13 protein-coding genes are annotated in these 15,705 nt (G+C 33.9%); 3 read left to right on the forward strand and 10 right to left on the reverse strand.

Annotated elements, in window-relative coordinates:
* Window positions 1–146: 146 nt before the first annotated feature.
* The 3 genes from GQR94_RS19435 to uvrA all read right to left on the reverse strand — a co-directional run bounded on the left by GQR94_RS19435 (window position 147) and on the right by uvrA (window position 6,580).
* Window positions 147–2,987, reverse strand: a complete 2,841-nt coding sequence (locus tag GQR94_RS19435; protein WP_158978375.1) for a metalloprotease — start codon at window positions 2,985–2,987, stop codon at window positions 147–149.
* Window positions 2,988–2,995: 8 nt separating this feature from the next.
* Complete coding sequence (locus tag GQR94_RS19440; RefSeq protein ID WP_158978378.1) at window positions 2,996–3,682, reverse strand: TIGR00730 family Rossman fold protein; 687 nt, start codon at window positions 3,680–3,682, stop codon at window positions 2,996–2,998.
* Between the two features lie 63 nt (window positions 3,683–3,745).
* Window positions 3,746–6,580 carry an excinuclease ABC subunit UvrA gene (uvrA, locus tag GQR94_RS19445; protein WP_158978380.1) on the reverse strand — a complete coding sequence of 945 codons (2,835 nt, stop codon included), beginning with the start codon at window positions 6,578–6,580 and terminating at the stop codon, window positions 3,746–3,748.
* 126 nt (window positions 6,581–6,706) lie between these two features.
* Here uvrA and GQR94_RS19450 point away from each other — a divergent pair, with 126 nt between their 5' ends.
* The gene (locus tag GQR94_RS19450; RefSeq protein WP_158978382.1) at window positions 6,707–7,234 is read left to right on the forward strand and encodes a hypothetical protein; all 528 of its coding nucleotides are present in this window, start codon (window positions 6,707–6,709) and stop codon (window positions 7,232–7,234) included.
* Between the two features lie 189 nt (window positions 7,235–7,423).
* Here GQR94_RS19450 and GQR94_RS19455 read toward each other — a convergent pair whose 3' ends face one another.
* On the reverse strand, window positions 7,424–8,197 hold the full coding sequence (locus GQR94_RS19455; RefSeq protein ID WP_158978384.1) for a TIGR03915 family putative DNA repair protein: 774 nt from the start codon (window positions 8,195–8,197) through the stop codon (window positions 7,424–7,426).
* Between the two features lie 279 nt (window positions 8,198–8,476).
* Window positions 8,477–9,739 carry a putative DNA modification/repair radical SAM protein gene (locus GQR94_RS19460; RefSeq protein WP_158978386.1) on the reverse strand — a complete coding sequence of 421 codons (1,263 nt, stop codon included), beginning with the start codon at window positions 9,737–9,739 and terminating at the stop codon, window positions 8,477–8,479.
* Window positions 9,740–9,852: 113 nt separating this feature from the next.
* Between GQR94_RS19460 and GQR94_RS19465 the strand changes: the two genes are divergently transcribed.
* Window positions 9,853–10,611, forward strand: a complete 759-nt coding sequence (locus GQR94_RS19465) for a LexA family transcriptional regulator (RefSeq protein WP_158978388.1) — start codon at window positions 9,853–9,855, stop codon at window positions 10,609–10,611.
* Between the two features lie 6 nt (window positions 10,612–10,617).
* Here GQR94_RS19465 and GQR94_RS19470 read toward each other — a convergent pair whose 3' ends face one another.
* From GQR94_RS19470 to GQR94_RS19485, 5 genes are all read right to left on the reverse strand, one after another.
* Window positions 10,618–10,899, reverse strand: coding sequence for a pyrimidine/purine nucleoside phosphorylase (locus GQR94_RS19470; protein ID WP_158978390.1), 282 nt, complete (start codon window positions 10,897–10,899; stop codon window positions 10,618–10,620).
* A gap of 91 nt (window positions 10,900–10,990) precedes the next feature.
* Window positions 10,991–11,143, reverse strand: coding sequence for a hypothetical protein (locus GQR94_RS22515; protein WP_013552495.1), 153 nt, complete (start codon window positions 11,141–11,143; stop codon window positions 10,991–10,993).
* Window positions 11,144–11,149: 6 nt separating this feature from the next.
* Entirely contained in the window at window positions 11,150–11,860 is a 711-nt protein-coding gene (locus GQR94_RS19475; RefSeq protein WP_370458262.1) for a hypothetical protein, read from the reverse strand.
* Between the two features lie 12 nt (window positions 11,861–11,872).
* The gene (gene ggt / locus GQR94_RS19480) at window positions 11,873–13,561 is read right to left on the reverse strand and encodes a gamma-glutamyltransferase (protein ID WP_158978392.1); all 1,689 of its coding nucleotides are present in this window, start codon (window positions 13,559–13,561) and stop codon (window positions 11,873–11,875) included.
* 55 nt (window positions 13,562–13,616) lie between these two features.
* A complete protein-coding gene (locus GQR94_RS19485; RefSeq protein ID WP_158978394.1) occupies window positions 13,617–14,201 on the reverse strand; it encodes an ACP phosphodiesterase in 585 nt (194 codons plus the stop codon).
* Between the two features lie 94 nt (window positions 14,202–14,295).
* Between GQR94_RS19485 and glmM the strand changes: the two genes are divergently transcribed.
* Complete coding sequence (gene glmM, locus GQR94_RS19490) at window positions 14,296–15,684, forward strand: phosphoglucosamine mutase (RefSeq protein ID WP_158978396.1); 1,389 nt, start codon at window positions 14,296–14,298, stop codon at window positions 15,682–15,684.
* The last annotated feature ends 21 nt before the right edge of the window (window positions 15,685–15,705 follow it).

The following is a 15,705-nucleotide window of genomic DNA, read 5'->3' on the forward strand; positions in this document are numbered from 1 at the left end:
TTTTGCAAAAATATCAAAACAGATTGAATTTTGCAATCAATAAATCGTTAGAAATACTATTGAATATTTAAATTTTAGTAAATTTTGAATAACTGATTTAATAAATTCGTAATTTAAATTCGATATTCTAAGAATTTAATAAAGAATTAGAACCATTTTCTAGTAATAAGTCGCGTGAGCGTTCTAGGACTTAGCGTTACAATAAATCGTATTTTCTGACTGTAGTCTGGTTGCGCAACTTCCCAACCGTTGTTGGAATATAGTGGGAAATAAAGCTCAAAGTAATCCGTCACTAAATTTAAACGCACTCCTGAATCATATACAAAACGAGCATTTTGATTTTTGTTTTTGGTTAACCCTAAATCACCATACAACTCTATCCAACGCCAAACACTAATACTTGTGTTGGTGGTAGCTAAAAAATCATTTGCAAAAGGATTTTCTATTTTCGACTTAAACCCGCCTTCCGCAATAACAATTTGCTGACTATATAATCCAGAGGATTCTGATCTTCCTAAATAATTATAATCAAATAAATAATCTGTAGGACGGTCTAAAGCAAAACTATAAAAGTCGGTATTACTCGTATTCGAAATAAATTTACCTGCAAAAAACCTTGTATTTAACTGCATATTATTCACAAAAAGCTTTCTGTATTCAAAATTGAAAGCTATTTTACTAAAGTTACCTGCATACTGTGCATCTGCAAACCAAGAATAGTAATCAATAACTCCGTTTTTAGAACTCCCATATCTAGCATTTAAGACACTATAATCAGGAGGGGTTTCTAGTTCTTCTAAACCTTCTGCTATGGATCTATAAATATTTACATATCTAATATTTAAATAATCTCTTTTATTAGACCTGAAGTCCTCTGGCCTCCAGCCAAAACTAATGGAAGGCGTTATGGATATATATCGCGAGTTTTCTTGAAAATGATAGGTAGATCCATTAAGTGAATAATTAGACAGAAACAGGCCTGTTTTGTTATGGTACTTTCTAAATTTAAAGCCTGCAGAACCCACTAATGATTTTTCTCTAAAAGCATATGCCGGAGAAATATCAAATAGAAAAGGACGCTCTAAAAAGGTTTTATTATAAATACGCATGGCCGGCGTAATCCCATCATAAATATTAAAACTTATGGTAGGAACATAAAAAATCTGATTGTAAAATGGATCTTCTGTATCTTTAAAAAACTGGAATTTTAATTTCTTGTTACTCGATAAAAAGCCTCCTAAAGATTTCCAGTTATCTCTTTGATTAAATTCTGGAATTTTTTGATCGTAATTAAGGACCAACTTATCTTCGCCGTTTTGTGGGATATGAAATGTTTTTGTGCTGTCTATTCCGGTGAACCAATATTGAGATACTATAGAATCTTTTTGTAACCCAAACATTGAAATTGGCACGTTTGTACCACTTTTATTTTTTAAAGTTACACTAAGGGAGTCGCCAACTTTAAGAACCTTTTTAATTTTAAAATCAATGCGTTCATTTGTGGTTACATATTCATCTAAAAACCAAGAGATATCTTTATCTACATTATTGGCAAGTATGCGTTCAAAATCTTGAGAAGAGACCGGCCTAAGCTTATAGTTAGCGTAGAAATCTTTTATGCTTTCATCTACTTTTTCTTTTCCAACATAATTGGCAAGAAAGGATAAACCAGCTCCTGCTTTGTATCGGTTACCAATTTTCTGATTGTATTTTATTAGGGAATCGTTAGAGGTTATTAAAGGTTGATCAATATTTTTTCTTGCGGCATACATATACAATAGTGGATACTGTTCTGCAAATTCCATTTTAGCAAGATTGAAATTTTTGAAACCCCAAATAGTGGATAATTTTCCTAATAATTTTTGATCCGGATAATTTTCTTCTACATAAGAAATCATCATATAATTTATCAAGGCATCCGTTACCCAACGCTCTTTTCTAGGGTCTAAAAATAATGTTTCGTTAAAGAAATTACTTAATGCCGTCTTTAAATACTTTAATTCAAACTGAAATTGGTTATCATAAGGCCTTACGAATGATGGTAACTGATTTAAGCCATACAAAGGATCTTTATTATAATCTATAGTACTCACCACCAATTCTGTATGAGGATAACTCCCCAGGTGTTTGTATATATATTCTGAAACTTTGTCAATAGCAATTGTTCTAGATATTTCGTCAAATTTAGAAACATTAATATCTGTAACAACTGTTGCATAATCTGTAATATGCTTGGTAAAGTAGGAGGTAGGAGATAAAATTAAACTACAACTTTTTCTATAGTCTCCCCTTAAATTAATCTCTTTATAACGCTCTTTTTTAACTTCATTTTCCTTTTCAAAATTAGAAATTACAAAAAGATTTTTAGGAAGTGTTAGCATTACGTCCGTATTTGTAATACCTGTATATAAATCTTCTAAATCTTTATTGGAATACAAGTGCCATGAACCATCATAGACCGCTGGGGTTAAATACCAATCTCTTAAATAATATTCCCCTTTATTATTGTATCCAAAAAGTGTAAACTTATTTTGAGGAAGTTTCACCTGATACGTCAATGAAAAGGTTGCATAATCATCCGGAGCAATAGGCTTATTTAATGTAAGCTTTAAAATATCAAGCTCAGGAGTACGTTCCCAATCGACTATAGAAAATTTTTCATCTATAATACTATAAATCTTAGTATGCCCTCGTTCTTCATCTTTGGCCAAATGAAAATTTTTCTTGAACTCTTCTTCAAAACGCTTTGCTAAGGGTGTATTTTTATCGCTATAAGCATTAGCCCAATCATTAAAGTATAAAACACTCAAGGTATCTTTTGAGCTATTGTGGAATTTGAATTCTTGAATGATGTTTAAGGTTTTATCTTCCCCATTCAATTTTGCGGTAATTTTATTGTAGTGCTGACATGAAACTTTACTGCATGCTAAGAAGCACACAGTAAAATTTAACATCGCAATTAAGAAATTAGATTTCTTTACCCGCATATATTCAATTAAAAATTTGGACTGTGTAGATGTCCTTTGTAGAAAGAATCTATAATATCTACCACTTCTTCTTTTGTATCTACAATCTTAATTAAATCTAAGTCTTTTGCGCTAATAGTACCCATGGTAAGCATAGTACCTTTTATCCAATCCATTAAACCAGTCCAAAATTCTGTACCAACTAATATAATTGGAAATTTCTCTATTTTGTTGGTTTGAATCAATGTTATTGCTTCAAAAAGTTCATCTAATGTTCCAAAACCTCCTGGCATAACTACGAAACCCTGACTGTATTTGACGAACATCACTTTACGAACAAAAAAGTAATCAAAATCTAGACTTTTATCGCTGTCAATATATGGATTATCATGTTGCTCAAAAGGCAAGTCAATATTTAAACCTACAGAGGTTCCTCCGGCCAAGTTCGCACCACGGTTACCCGCTTCCATAATTCCAGGACCACCACCAGTAATAACACCGTAACCAGCTTCTGCAATACTTTTAGCAACCTCAATGGCAAGTTGGTAATATTTATCTTCTTCTTTGGTCCTTGCTGATCCAAAAATAGAAACACAAGGTCCGATTTGACTCATTTTTTCGAATCCGTTTACGAATTCACCCATAATTTTAAATAAGGCCCATGAATCGTTTGTTTTTATCTCATTCCAACCTTTATGATGTTGTTCTTTTCTCATTTTATGTTTATAATCTTTATTATTATCTTTAAAGTAGAATCTTTTTGTTGACTATTCTACTATTCACAAACCTAATTCTTTTCTTAGAAACTTTGCAGTATAACTCTTTTTATCTTTACAAACCTCCTCTGGTGTCCCTTTTGCTACTAATTTTCCGCCACCTTTACCACCTTCATAGCCAATATCTATAATATAATCTGACATTTTGATGACGTCCATATTGTGCTCTATCACCAAAATAGTATTGCCTTTATCTACCAAACGTTCTAAAACTTCCATAAGTACTCTTATGTCTTCAAAATGAAGCCCTGTTGTGGGTTCATCAAGAATATAGAAGGTATTACCAGTATCTCTTTTAGATAATTCAGTGGCTAGTTTAATACGTTGCGCTTCTCCTCCTGAGAGTGTTGTAGACTGTTGTCCTAAAGAAATATACCCCAAACCAACTTCTTTGATGGTTTTGAGTTTTCTATGAATTTTAGGAATCAACTCAAAGAAATCTACTGCTTCATTGATGGTCATGTCTAGAACATCTGCTATAGACTTGCCCTTATATCTAATTTCAAGCGTTTCTCTATTAAATCGTTTTCCATTACAGGTTTCACATTCTACGTAGACATCTGGCAAGAAATTCATTTCAATCACTCGCAAACCTCCACCTTGACAGGTTTCACAGCGGCCACCTTTTACATTGAAGCTAAATCTTCCTGGTTTATAACCACGAATAGCCGCTTCTGGCGTTTTGGTAAATAATGTTCGGATTTCACTAAAAACGCCTGTATAGGTTGCAGGATTTGAGCGTGGAGTTCTACCAATAGGCGATTGATTGATGTCTATTACTTTATCAATATGCTCTAATCCTGTAATTTTTTTATACGGCATTGGTTTTTTAACCCCATTAAAATAATGAGCATTCATGATAGGGTAGAGGGTCTCATTAATCAAGGTAGACTTACCACTACCGGAAACACCAGTAACACCAATTAACTCTCCCAACGGAAAAGTTACCGTAACATTTTTTAAATTATTCCCAGTACATCCTGATAAGGTAATTTTTTTTCCATTTCCTTTTCTTCGCTCTTTTGGAACTTCAATTTTTCTTTTGCCAGAAATATAATCAGCCGTAAGCGTATTGAAATTCATTAAGTCTTCTGGTTTTCCTTCAGATATAATCTCTCCACCATATTTACCTGCTTTCGGACCAATATCAATGACATGATCAGCACGCTCAATCATATCTTTATCGTGTTCTACCACAATAACAGAATTCCCTAAATCTCGCAGTGCTTCTAATGATTTAATCAAACGCTCATTATCTCGTTGATGCAAGCCAATACTTGGCTCATCTAAAATATAAAGTACGCCTACCAATTGTGATCCTATTTGGGTAGCCAAACGAATACGTTGTGCTTCTCCTCCGGAAAGAGATTTAGAACTTCTATTTAAAGACAAATAATCTAGTCCCACATCCAGCAAGAACTGAACACGTGTGCTGATTTCTTTTATAATTTCTTCCGCTATTATGAGCTGATTTCCTTCAATCCTAGTTGGCAGTTTTTTAAAAAATTCAGCCAGTTCAGAAATATCTAAATGCGCCAATTGCGCAATATTTTTGTCATCAACCTTAAAGTTCAATGATTCTTTTCGCAAACGAGAACCATCGCAAGTAGGACAGGTAATTTTGTCCATATACTCTTTTGCCCAACGTTTTATTGAAGTAGAATCTGCTTCATTAAACTGATTGGTTATAAAATTTGAAATCCCTTCATAATCAATCTTATAGGTGCGTTTAACACCTAAGGTTTTAGAATCTAAATCAAAACTCTCTACTGTACCGTTTAATAGTACGTTTATTGCTTCCTCAGAAATCTTATTAATTGGAGTATTGACATCAAAATTGTAGCGTTGCCCAATGGTATCTATTTGCTTAAAAGCCCAAGAGCTTTTATATTCCCCAAGCGGTGCAATTCCGCCCGCTTTAATCGTTAGTTTTTTATTCGGAAATATCTTTTTCTCATTTACTTGATATACATGCCCTAATCCACTACAGTGAGAACACATTCCTTTTGGAGAGTTAAATGAAAATGTATTAGGTTCAGGGTTTGGATAAGAAATACCTGTACTAGGGCACATTAAATCTCTACTAAAATAACGCGCTACCTTTTCACCTTCTTCTAAAACCATCAATACATTCTCACCGCTATACATTGCCGTGTTTATCGTTTCTGATAATCGCTTATCAAAATCCTCAGTATCAATAACTTTAAGGCGATCTATTACAATTTCAATATCATGAACTTTGTAACGGTCTACTTTCATGCCTTTGGTAATATCCACAATAACACCATCTACACGAACTTTTACAAACCCTTGTTTTGCAATTTGTTCAAACAATTCTCTATAATGCCCTTTTCTTGATCTAATAACAGGCGCCAGAATATTAATTTTCTTCTGATCATAATCCTTCTTTATCAAACCACGAATTTGATCATCATTATAACTCACCATTTTCTCGCCAGTGTTATAACTATAAGCATCACCTGCCCGAGCGTATAACAAACGTAAAAAATCATAAATTTCCGTAATCGTCCCTACCGTAGAACGGGGCGATTTAGAAGTTGTTTTTTGTTCAATAGCAATAACAGGAGATAAGCCATCAATTTTATCTACATCAGGACGTTCTAAGCCACCTAAAAACTGTCGCGCATAAGCAGAGAAAGTTTCTATATACCTTCTTTGACCCTCTGCGTAAATAGTATCGAAAGCTAAGGACGATTTTCCACTACCAGAAAGTCCGGTAATTACCACTAACTTTTCTCGGGGAATTGTAATGTCTATATTTTTAAGATTATGAACGCGTGCGCCCTTAACCTCAATATTCTCTTCGTAATTTATCATTTTCTTTTTCTGCAACTACAAAAATACAATTTTGACAGCGAATTTTATAGTCGACTTTATTTAGTTTTTTGTGATTCGGAAAGCTTAACATAAATTAGCATTTCAAACCTTCAAATTTTTAGAAATATGCAATTATTAGGAATCGGTTCAAGAATAAAACATACTGAATATGGACTTGGTGTTGTGACCAATGTAACCTCCAAACATTATTGGGTTACTTTTATAGAAAACGGATTAGAAACTATTGACATAAATGCTGATTTTGAAGTAATTGAAGCTTTAGAGGATGAAGTAGATACCATTAGTTTTTCTGAGGTGGAAAACTCTTTAATTTCGATTTTAAGAAAATGGAGCGATACCAGTTCTGTTACGCCTATTGCTGATAAATGGCGCGGAGGAAGTCTATTACTTCAACCTGGAGATGCTAGTTTGAGTGATAAAGAAGTCCCAATTGACACCTTTTTTCATAAAATAGTCATGGTTCGTGACCGAATTAGAGTAATGGAACAGAAAATAAATGCAAGCAAGAATATGGATGATCAGGAAAAAATAGATTTACAACAATACGTTACGCGTATTTATGGAAGTTTAACCACCTTTAATGTGCTATTTAAAAATTCAAGTGATCATTTTATAGGGGATAAGTCTAAATAGTGATCCGTTCGCAGCTAATAGTACATAATGGTTAATGTTTAATAATAAATAATAGGCTGCCTTCTGAGCATGGTCAATGGTTAATTTATCACCATCAAGCAGTTTGGAACGAACATATCTATGCGCATAAAAAGTGCTCAAAGAACAAGAATTATTTATAAGGGATAAGCATTGGTTTTTTAGGAATGACTAGACTGCTTTTTTCTCGCTTAAATATTTCCAGTATCGTTTTGGCACATGTTGCGTATGTAGTTTTAGATTTACTCTAGAAGCTATATTGGTGCTTTTGAAATAGTTGTTCCATAAATCTTGATATTCATATTCACCATCCGTAAATACATTACTTTTTTGAGTTTTATTACAGTGTATGTCATCCATATCAAGGGTAATGAATTCAACCGTTTTTAAATTATAAAAGATACCATATTTACGTTTTACATCATAAATTAGCCATTGCTGATCAGCATACCTGCCTTTAAAATGTTTAGAAATTAAAGGCAACACATTAAAATCGGGCTCAATATTAGCGAAATAAATATCGTCTTTTGTTAATTGAAAACGCACGAATGCTTCCATACGGTGTTTTTCTCTGCCGACAGATTTTGCAAGTTGACTCACTTTTAAAACGATGTCATCAGAAAAATTAAGGTGCAACACTTCGGTCTTAGAAAATAGTTTTTGAATATACCGATAGAGGAGGAGTTCTATTCCTTTGGTTTCACTCAAAAATGCAAAGTATATATTTTTAATTGCCGTATTGTTTTTCTTCTGAATCCCATTCCAAACCCTTTTGGACTTAATAACATCCGTATATATTATTTCTGCATCAGAAAATAAGCCACTTTGTGCATTTTCTTCTTTTTGAATATCAGCAATACTCAGCTTTTGCTCAAAAGCCTGAAATACTGCAGTTAAATACCCATTAAAACTTCCATCGTAAATTAAAATTTTTGCTTCATTCATAATTTCTATTTTTAATATACCTTTTACACCGAATTGTATTAAGAACTAAGATTTTTTTCCTTGAGCACAGCACCTCTCATGACCCTTTAATTAGTAATTTTTTTCTGAAAAAATAAAGCTGCCCTCTTTTTTATATATTTTTTACTTCTGCTTTTCAATTCAATAAATCCATAACCAAGGTTTAAAATCGTATTCCGACCTTTTTCTAAGTACGTCAATGATGGTTTCATAATGCTTTGGTTTCTATTGGTTGGTTCGGTAATTCTGTTTTACTTTTTCTTAGTTAAATAATGACAATTGCGCGCTGTAATTAGCTCTAAATTTCCCCTGAGAATTCTGAAGAATTAATCCTTTAATTTGAATAGCCTGTAAGTCTTTATGAGTAAAATCATTTCCATTACAGATCATAAAATATTTAGCTCTATTTAAGGCAACACCAATTTTTTTAAGATGATCAAAAGATAACTTTCTGTACTTTCTTGCGTTTATTATTTTATACACAGAATTCATTCCTAATCCCGGAATTCTAGCCAACATTCGTGGTTCTGCTGTATTTATATCTATAGGGAATTCTGCTAAATTTCGTAGTGCCCAACTCAATTTAGGATCCACATCTATATCTAAATTAGGATGCGTATCATTTAGAATTTCTTTTACATTAAAACCATAAAAACGCAACAACCAATCAGTTTGATACAGCCTATTCTCACGCAGCATAGGAACTTGCGAACCAATGGCAGGTAAACGGCTGTCTTCTGCAACAGGTACATAACCGGAATAATATACCCGTTTCATATTATACTTCTTATAATAGTGAGTGGCAGAATACATAATGTCTTTATCTGATTCTCCTGTGGCACCAATAATCATTTGTGTGCTTTGCCCTGCTGGCGCATAGATTGGGGTGCTTTTTATAATTTTCTTTTCTGCTTTATACAAAAGAATTTCATTCTTCACCTTTAACATGGGCTTGGTGAAATCTTCATGTTTTTTATCTGGGGCCAATAGTTTTAATCCCGATATCGTGGGTACTTCTATGTTTACGGACAAACGGTCTGCATATAACCCCGCTTCATACATCAATTCATCACTGGCGCCAGGAATAGATTTTAAATGTATATATCCGTTGAAATTCTCTTCCAAACGCAATTTTTTGGCCACCGCTATCAATCGTTCCATCGTATAATCAGGACTCTTAAAGATTCCTGAACTTAAAAAAAGTCCCTCTATATAATTTCGTCTATAAAAATTAATAGTAAGATCTACAGCTTCCTGAATTTTAAAAGCTGCTCTTTTAATGTCATTGCTTTTTCTTGTTACGCAATAAGCACAATCGAAAATGCAGTGATTTGTCAACAATATTTTTAATAAAGACACACAACGGCCGTCTTCAGTATATGTATGACAAATGCCCATTCCCGTGCTATCTCCAAGGCCTTTATTTTTATTAGATCGATTGCTACCGCTACTGGAGCAGGAGACATCGTATTTTGCCGCATCGGCTAAAATATTAAGTTTTTCTTTTATTCTTTCGAAGGACATAGTGTTTTGTAATTACTCCAAAATTATGGAATTATTCCTAATTATGGAATTATTCCATAAAATATTTTGGAATATGTCCAAAATGCGTATATTTGGGGGATTACGATAGGATTATGGAAAATGAAATTACCTTGAAACGCTTTATTGAAATTCGAAGAGACTTGGGATTTACACAGGCTGAATTTGCCGCTTTAATTGGGGTATCGAACACCACAGCAGATATTGAACGTGGTAGGACAAAACTTTCTGGAAAGGTTGTTACAGAGCTTTTAAAACAGTTCAAAATTAATCCGCTTTGGTTGTTTAATGAAAGTGATTCTAAATATATAGAGACTTCTCATACCAGTGTAATTCCTAAAGTAGTAACCGTAGATTCTGCAGATCGTGAGAATATGGTTTTAGTAAATGCAAAAGCTGCTGCAGGGTATCCTCAAAATATAGCAGATACCAGTTGGTACCAGCAATTGCCAGCATTTGATTTACCAATACCTGAATTTAGAAATGCTACGTATAGAGGTTTTCAAGTAGAAGGTGATAGTATGTTGCCAAACTTAAGACCAGGAGAGTGGGTACTCGCAAAAGCTATTGAGCATATTGATGATGTTACGCCTAATAAAATTTACGTGGTAGTGCTTCAAGATGCAGTTCTCGTGAAAAAAGTGATTAAAAAACCAAACTCTAATAACGTGTCTTTAGTTTCCTTAAACGAGAACTATCCTCCGTATGAAATTAAGCCTTTTCAAATTCAAGAAATTTGGCAAGTAAATAGCAAAATTACGTTTGGTGTAGATGCCACCACAGAAACAGGTCTTCTAAGACAATTACAAGAATCTATGGACGAATTAAAAAGTCAGTTGCGGGTCCAGAATTAGAATTTCTTATTCATAAACACACTTATACGAGGTATCTTCTGTAACTCTTACCTCAAAAGAGCTATTTGCCTCTATTTTAAACGTTTGAAACGGAGTATAGGTATTCCATTCCGATGCACCTTTTAAGTTTACTTCCATACTACCTGAAATCACAGTCATGTATTCTACCGTTGTGGTTCCAAAAGTATATACTCCAGGAGCCATAACCCCCACAGTAGCCTTGCCTTCTTTATTTTCAAAAGCAACAGAAACAACATTTTCTTCGAAATACGTATTTGTTTTAAACATAATGGGATACTAAGAATTTAAAGTAAAACTAAGCACAAATGGTTAAATAAAAATCATGTTCACAAAGACCCTATCTTTTGTGCTATTTAACTTATTCTTTTGGCTTTTTTCCCTGTTGTTGAATTTCTTTTAGACGCTGTTTTCTAACTTCCTTTTCATCGCGCTGCTTATTGATTTTGCGGTTCATCAATTTCGTATGTTTCGCTTTATTCTTGGTATTTTTTTCTTTTCCTTTTTTTGACATAGCCATCTAATTATACGCTCGGACTTCTCCCATACTCAAGGAAATAGGGCCTATTTTATGCGAAGACGGTAAAGAAACGCCATTTTCCATAGTTTTCCAACCCTCCCAAGTAGCTTTTAAACCCCCAAAAGGAATAATTTTCACCCACATTTTATAGCTTTCTGGAAGTCCCTCTTCATTCAATTTCCAAATATATGAATCTCCGGGAGTAGTGCCACCAGAACTATAGGTGATCATTAAACCTTGAGAACCATCTTCTAGGCTTGTCAAATTACGTGTAGTTCCTTCGTCAAAAACTTTAAAAGGAGCAACCAACCAAAACGAATCATTGTTGAAATAATCTATTGCTGTTGTTATCAATTTTGGTTTTTCATCACCTATAACTTTTGCTCCATTTTCAAAAACATCACTCTTATTTGGCTTATTTAAATTGAGTTCTACTAAATATGCCTTCCAAATAACTGTTACTTTTCCATTTTCTTTATCCAATTTATACCTATGGTTTCCTCCTGCGAATGACCATTCTAAATATCTTGTGTTTTGGTACGCCTCTTTATTTAATGCAGTTAGCATTTTAAGTGCTAAGTCATCTGCTTCTTTTGGGTTTTTCCCTTCTGGAAGCGGCTCATTATACACAAAATATGATATTGCAAATACCACTACTAATAAACCTATAAGTACAAGAATAACTTTTAGAATACCCTTAAAAAATCTCATTATAAAATCTATTTAAAATCCTACTGCGGCATCATCACCACGTTTATCTGCGCCACCTTCTAATGTTCCATTACCTAAAACTCTAATTGCATCTACTTTACCAATAATAGGTGTACGCTCTTCATTAATTAAATATCCTTTAGATTTAAGGGATGTTTTTAATTCCGCAGAAAAACCTTCTGGCTCAAAGATTAAAACATCTGGCAACCATTGATGATGAAATCTAGGAGCATTTACCGCATCTTGCATACTCATATCAAATTCATAAGCATTCAAGATTGTTTCTGCCACAGCTGTGATAATCGTAGAACCTCCAGGCGTACCAACTACCATCCAAAGTTTACCGTCTTTTTCAACAATTGTAGGTGTCATACTGCTCAACATTCTCTTTTCTGGCTGAATATTATTTGCTTCTGCACCTATAAGTCCAAACATATTTGGAATACCTGCTTTAGAACTAAAATCGTCCATCTCATTATTCAAAAAGAAACCTAGCTCATCACAGTATAGTTTAGAACCAAAGTTTCCATTTAAGGTCGTGGTTACAGCAACGGCATTCCCGTCCGCATCAATGATAGAGTAGTGGGTAGTTTCCATACTTTCTACAATAGCCACTTTACCATGAGAAACATCTGATGATTTTGTAGCTTTTTCAAAAGAAAAATCAGACATACGGTCTTCCAGATAACTATCTTTCAATAACACATCTAGTGGGATTTCAACAAAATCAGGATCCCCTAAATAATAATTTCTATCGGCATAGGCACGGCGAGAAGCTTCCGTAAATAACTGAATCGTTTTCTCAGAATTATGTCCAAATGAAGCAATATCATAAGGCGCTATCATTTTAAAAATCTGATTCATGGTTACACCACCACTACTAGGTGGGCTCATAGAAATAATTTTTAAGCCTTTATAGTTAAATGCAATAGGTTTACGCCATGCAACTTCATAACCCGCTAAATCTTCTTCAGTTACAAAACCTCCATTTGCTTGAATAAAACCTGCTAATTTCTGAGCAATTTCTCCTTTATAAAATCCGTCTTTTCCTTTTTCAACGATGGTACGCAAAGTTTTTGCTAATTTGGGGTATTTTATAAGTTCTCCTTCTTTATAAACTGTAGCAAATTTTGTACTATCGCTATTCACTTTAATAAATGTTTCCCGATAATTATCTAGCATTTCGGCTTGTTTAGCCGTAACCACAACACCATTTTCTGCCATTGCAATCACAGGTTCAAAAATAGCAGCCAAAGGCAATTTCCCAAACTTCTTATGTACTGCTAAAACGCCAGCAACAGAGCCAGGCACTCCAATTGATGTTGCACCCAACGTACTCATATCTGGAATAACATCTCCTAAAGAATCTAAATACATATCTCTATGGGCAGATTTTGGTGCTTTTTCTCTAAAATCTAAAGAACCTACAGAACCATCAGCTTTTCTATACACCATAAATCCGCCACCAGCAATATTCCCTGCTCTAGGATAGGCTACAGCAAGCGCTAATTGTGTTCCAATCATAGCATCAAAAGCATTACCGCCTTTCGCCATAATATCAGCTCCTATTTGAGAAGCTTCTTCGCGTGCAGAAACCACCATTGCCTTCTCTGTAACTACACCCGTGGGGGCAACAGATTGTTTTTTACAGTTGATAAATAGCAATAATACGAAAAGTAGATAACTGAAATTTTTCATCATAGTTTGTGGTTTGTGGTTTGTGGTTTGTGGTTTTTGGAATGTTTAATATAGGGGGTTAAAGGGAAATGTATTTCTGTTTTGAAAAAGTAATTAATTCCTCAAAGAAAGAGGTGAATTCTTTTTCAAATTCCTCATAATGCTCCTCTAAATCTAAAATAGCAAAATTCATTTTAGACTTATTTTTCGTTCTTCTATTAACTCCTTTTAATACGCTAGCAATACCCTCTAATTTTGAGTAATTAAATATCCAATTATCGGCAATCATATACGGCATCATATGTTTGGTGGAATCTGGTAGGATATCATAATTATCTTCCAAAAGATCGTAGAAATTATCTACAAAAACATCCAAAGGTACATCAGAATAGGTACTCCAATTTTTAGCTAGAAAATGATCATAGAAAATATCGACAATAACTCCACTATAATGGCTATAGTTTTCGTGCAACCGTTTAGTGCTTTGCCTCACCGTAGGGTGCGCATCCGTAAATGTATCAATAAACCGATGTAGTTTTATGCCTTTTTGAACCCGCTCTGGCAAATGCTTGTATTTATTACCACGAATACTATCCGCAATAAAATTACCAAGGGTAATTTCTTTATCGTCAAAAGAAAGGTAAATATGTGCTAAAAAATTCATAGACCGAAGAAAAACTATTCCTATCGAATTTACAAATAAGAACTATAGCATTTAACGCGATACCTTTATATTTGTAAAAACTTTTAAATAAACTATGACACTAATTAAATCTATTTCAGGAATACGTGGCACTATTGGAGGAAAACCCGGAGATAACTTAACGCCCATTGATGCTGTTAAGTTCGCAGCAGCCTATGGTATTTGGTTGAAAGAATATTCTAAGAAAGATAAATTAAAAGTGGTTATCGGGAGAGATGCGCGTATTTCTGGAGAAATGATCCAGAATATTGTAGTATCTACGCTGATAGGTTTAGGGATAGATGTTATTGATTTAGATCTATCTACAACACCAACTGTTGAAATTGCGGTTCCTTTAGAAAATGCAGATGGTGGTATTATTTTAACAGCAAGTCACAATCCAAAACAATGGAATGCGTTGAAATTACTGAATGAGAAAGGGGAATTTTTGGATGCAGCGCAAGGTGCAAAAATCTTAGATATTGCAGAAAAAGAAGATTTTAATTTTTCTGAAGTTGATGACTTAGGAGAAATTACAAGAAATGATTCTTATATTGATATTCATATTGATGAAGTTTTAGACCTTCCTTTAGTAGATGCAGACACTATTAGAGCTGCTAAGTTTAAAGTAGTGGTAGATGGCGTAAATTCTACAGGTGGTATTGCTATTCCAAAACTATTAAAAGAATTAGGTGTAGAAGTGGTAGAATTGTATTGTGATCCTACCGGTCATTTTCCTCATAATCCAGAACCTCTAAAAGAACATTTAGGAGATATTTGTGCTTTGGTACTTGAAGAAAAAGCTGATTTTGGTATTGTCGTTGATCCTGATGTAGATCGTTTGGCTTTTATTAGCAATGATGGTGAAATGTTCGGAGAAGAATATACACTTGTTGCTTGCGCTGATTATGTTTTAGGAAAAACAAAAGGGAATACTGTATCTAACTTATCATCTTCTAGAGCACTGAGAGATATCACCAAAAAACATGGTGGTACCTATGAAGCTGCTGCAGTAGGAGAAGTAAATGTAGTGACTAAAATGAAAGCCAATAACGCTGTGATTGGTGGTGAAGGTAATGGAGGTATCATTTATCCAGAGAGTCACTACGGTCGTGATTCTTTAGTAGGTACTGCATTGTTTTTAATGTTAATGGCGGAAAAAGGAGGTACTGTTGCCGAATTAAGAGCTAGTTATCCTTCTTATTTTATGAGTAAGAAAAAAATACAATTGACTCCTGGTTTAGACGTAGATGGTATATTAGTGGCTATGGCCGATAAATATAAGAACGAAGAAATCTCTACTATTGATGGTGTAAAGATTGATTTCGCAGAGAATTGGGTTCATTTACGTAAATCGAATACAGAACCGATTATTAGAATCTATACCGAAGCAAAGTCACAAGCAGAAGCAGATGCTTTAGCCGATAAAATTATTGGTGAAATAAAGGATATCGCTGGCTTGTAAAACTTGAAAGTAAAGATTAAA

Source organism: Cellulophaga sp. L1A9, from assembly GCF_009797025.1.
Classification (GTDB): domain Bacteria; phylum Bacteroidota; class Bacteroidia; order Flavobacteriales; family Flavobacteriaceae; genus Cellulophaga.

Excerpts from the sequence above, each read along its gene's own strand:
- GQR94_RS19435 (WP_158978375.1), bottom strand. The coding sequence starts at position 2,987 with ATGCGGGTAAAGAAATCTAATTTCTTAATTGCGATGTTAAATTTTACT.
- GQR94_RS19440 (WP_158978378.1), bottom strand. The coding sequence starts at position 3,682 with ATGAGAAAAGAACAACATCATAAAGGTTGGAATGAGATAAAAACAAAC.
- uvrA (WP_158978380.1), bottom strand. The coding sequence starts at position 6,580 with ATGATAAATTACGAAGAGAATATTGAGGTTAAGGGCGCACGCGTTCAT.
- GQR94_RS19450 (WP_158978382.1), top strand. The coding sequence starts at position 6,707 with ATGCAATTATTAGGAATCGGTTCAAGAATAAAACATACTGAATATGGA.
- GQR94_RS19455 (WP_158978384.1), bottom strand. The coding sequence starts at position 8,197 with ATGAATGAAGCAAAAATTTTAATTTACGATGGAAGTTTTAATGGGTAT.
- GQR94_RS19460 (WP_158978386.1), bottom strand. The coding sequence starts at position 9,739 with ATGTCCTTCGAAAGAATAAAAGAAAAACTTAATATTTTAGCCGATGCG.
- GQR94_RS19465 (WP_158978388.1), top strand. The coding sequence starts at position 9,853 with ATGGAAAATGAAATTACCTTGAAACGCTTTATTGAAATTCGAAGAGAC.
- GQR94_RS19470 (WP_158978390.1), bottom strand. The coding sequence starts at position 10,899 with ATGTTTAAAACAAATACGTATTTCGAAGAAAATGTTGTTTCTGTTGCT.
- GQR94_RS22515 (WP_013552495.1), bottom strand. The coding sequence starts at position 11,143 with ATGTCAAAAAAAGGAAAAGAAAAAAATACCAAGAATAAAGCGAAACAT.
- GQR94_RS19475 (WP_370458262.1), bottom strand. The coding sequence starts at position 11,860 with ATGAGATTTTTTAAGGGTATTCTAAAAGTTATTCTTGTACTTATAGGT.
- ggt (WP_158978392.1), bottom strand. The coding sequence starts at position 13,561 with ATGATGAAAAATTTCAGTTATCTACTTTTCGTATTATTGCTATTTATC.
- GQR94_RS19485 (WP_158978394.1), bottom strand. The coding sequence starts at position 14,201 with ATGAATTTTTTAGCACATATTTACCTTTCTTTTGACGATAAAGAAATT.
- glmM (WP_158978396.1), top strand. The coding sequence starts at position 14,296 with ATGACACTAATTAAATCTATTTCAGGAATACGTGGCACTATTGGAGGA.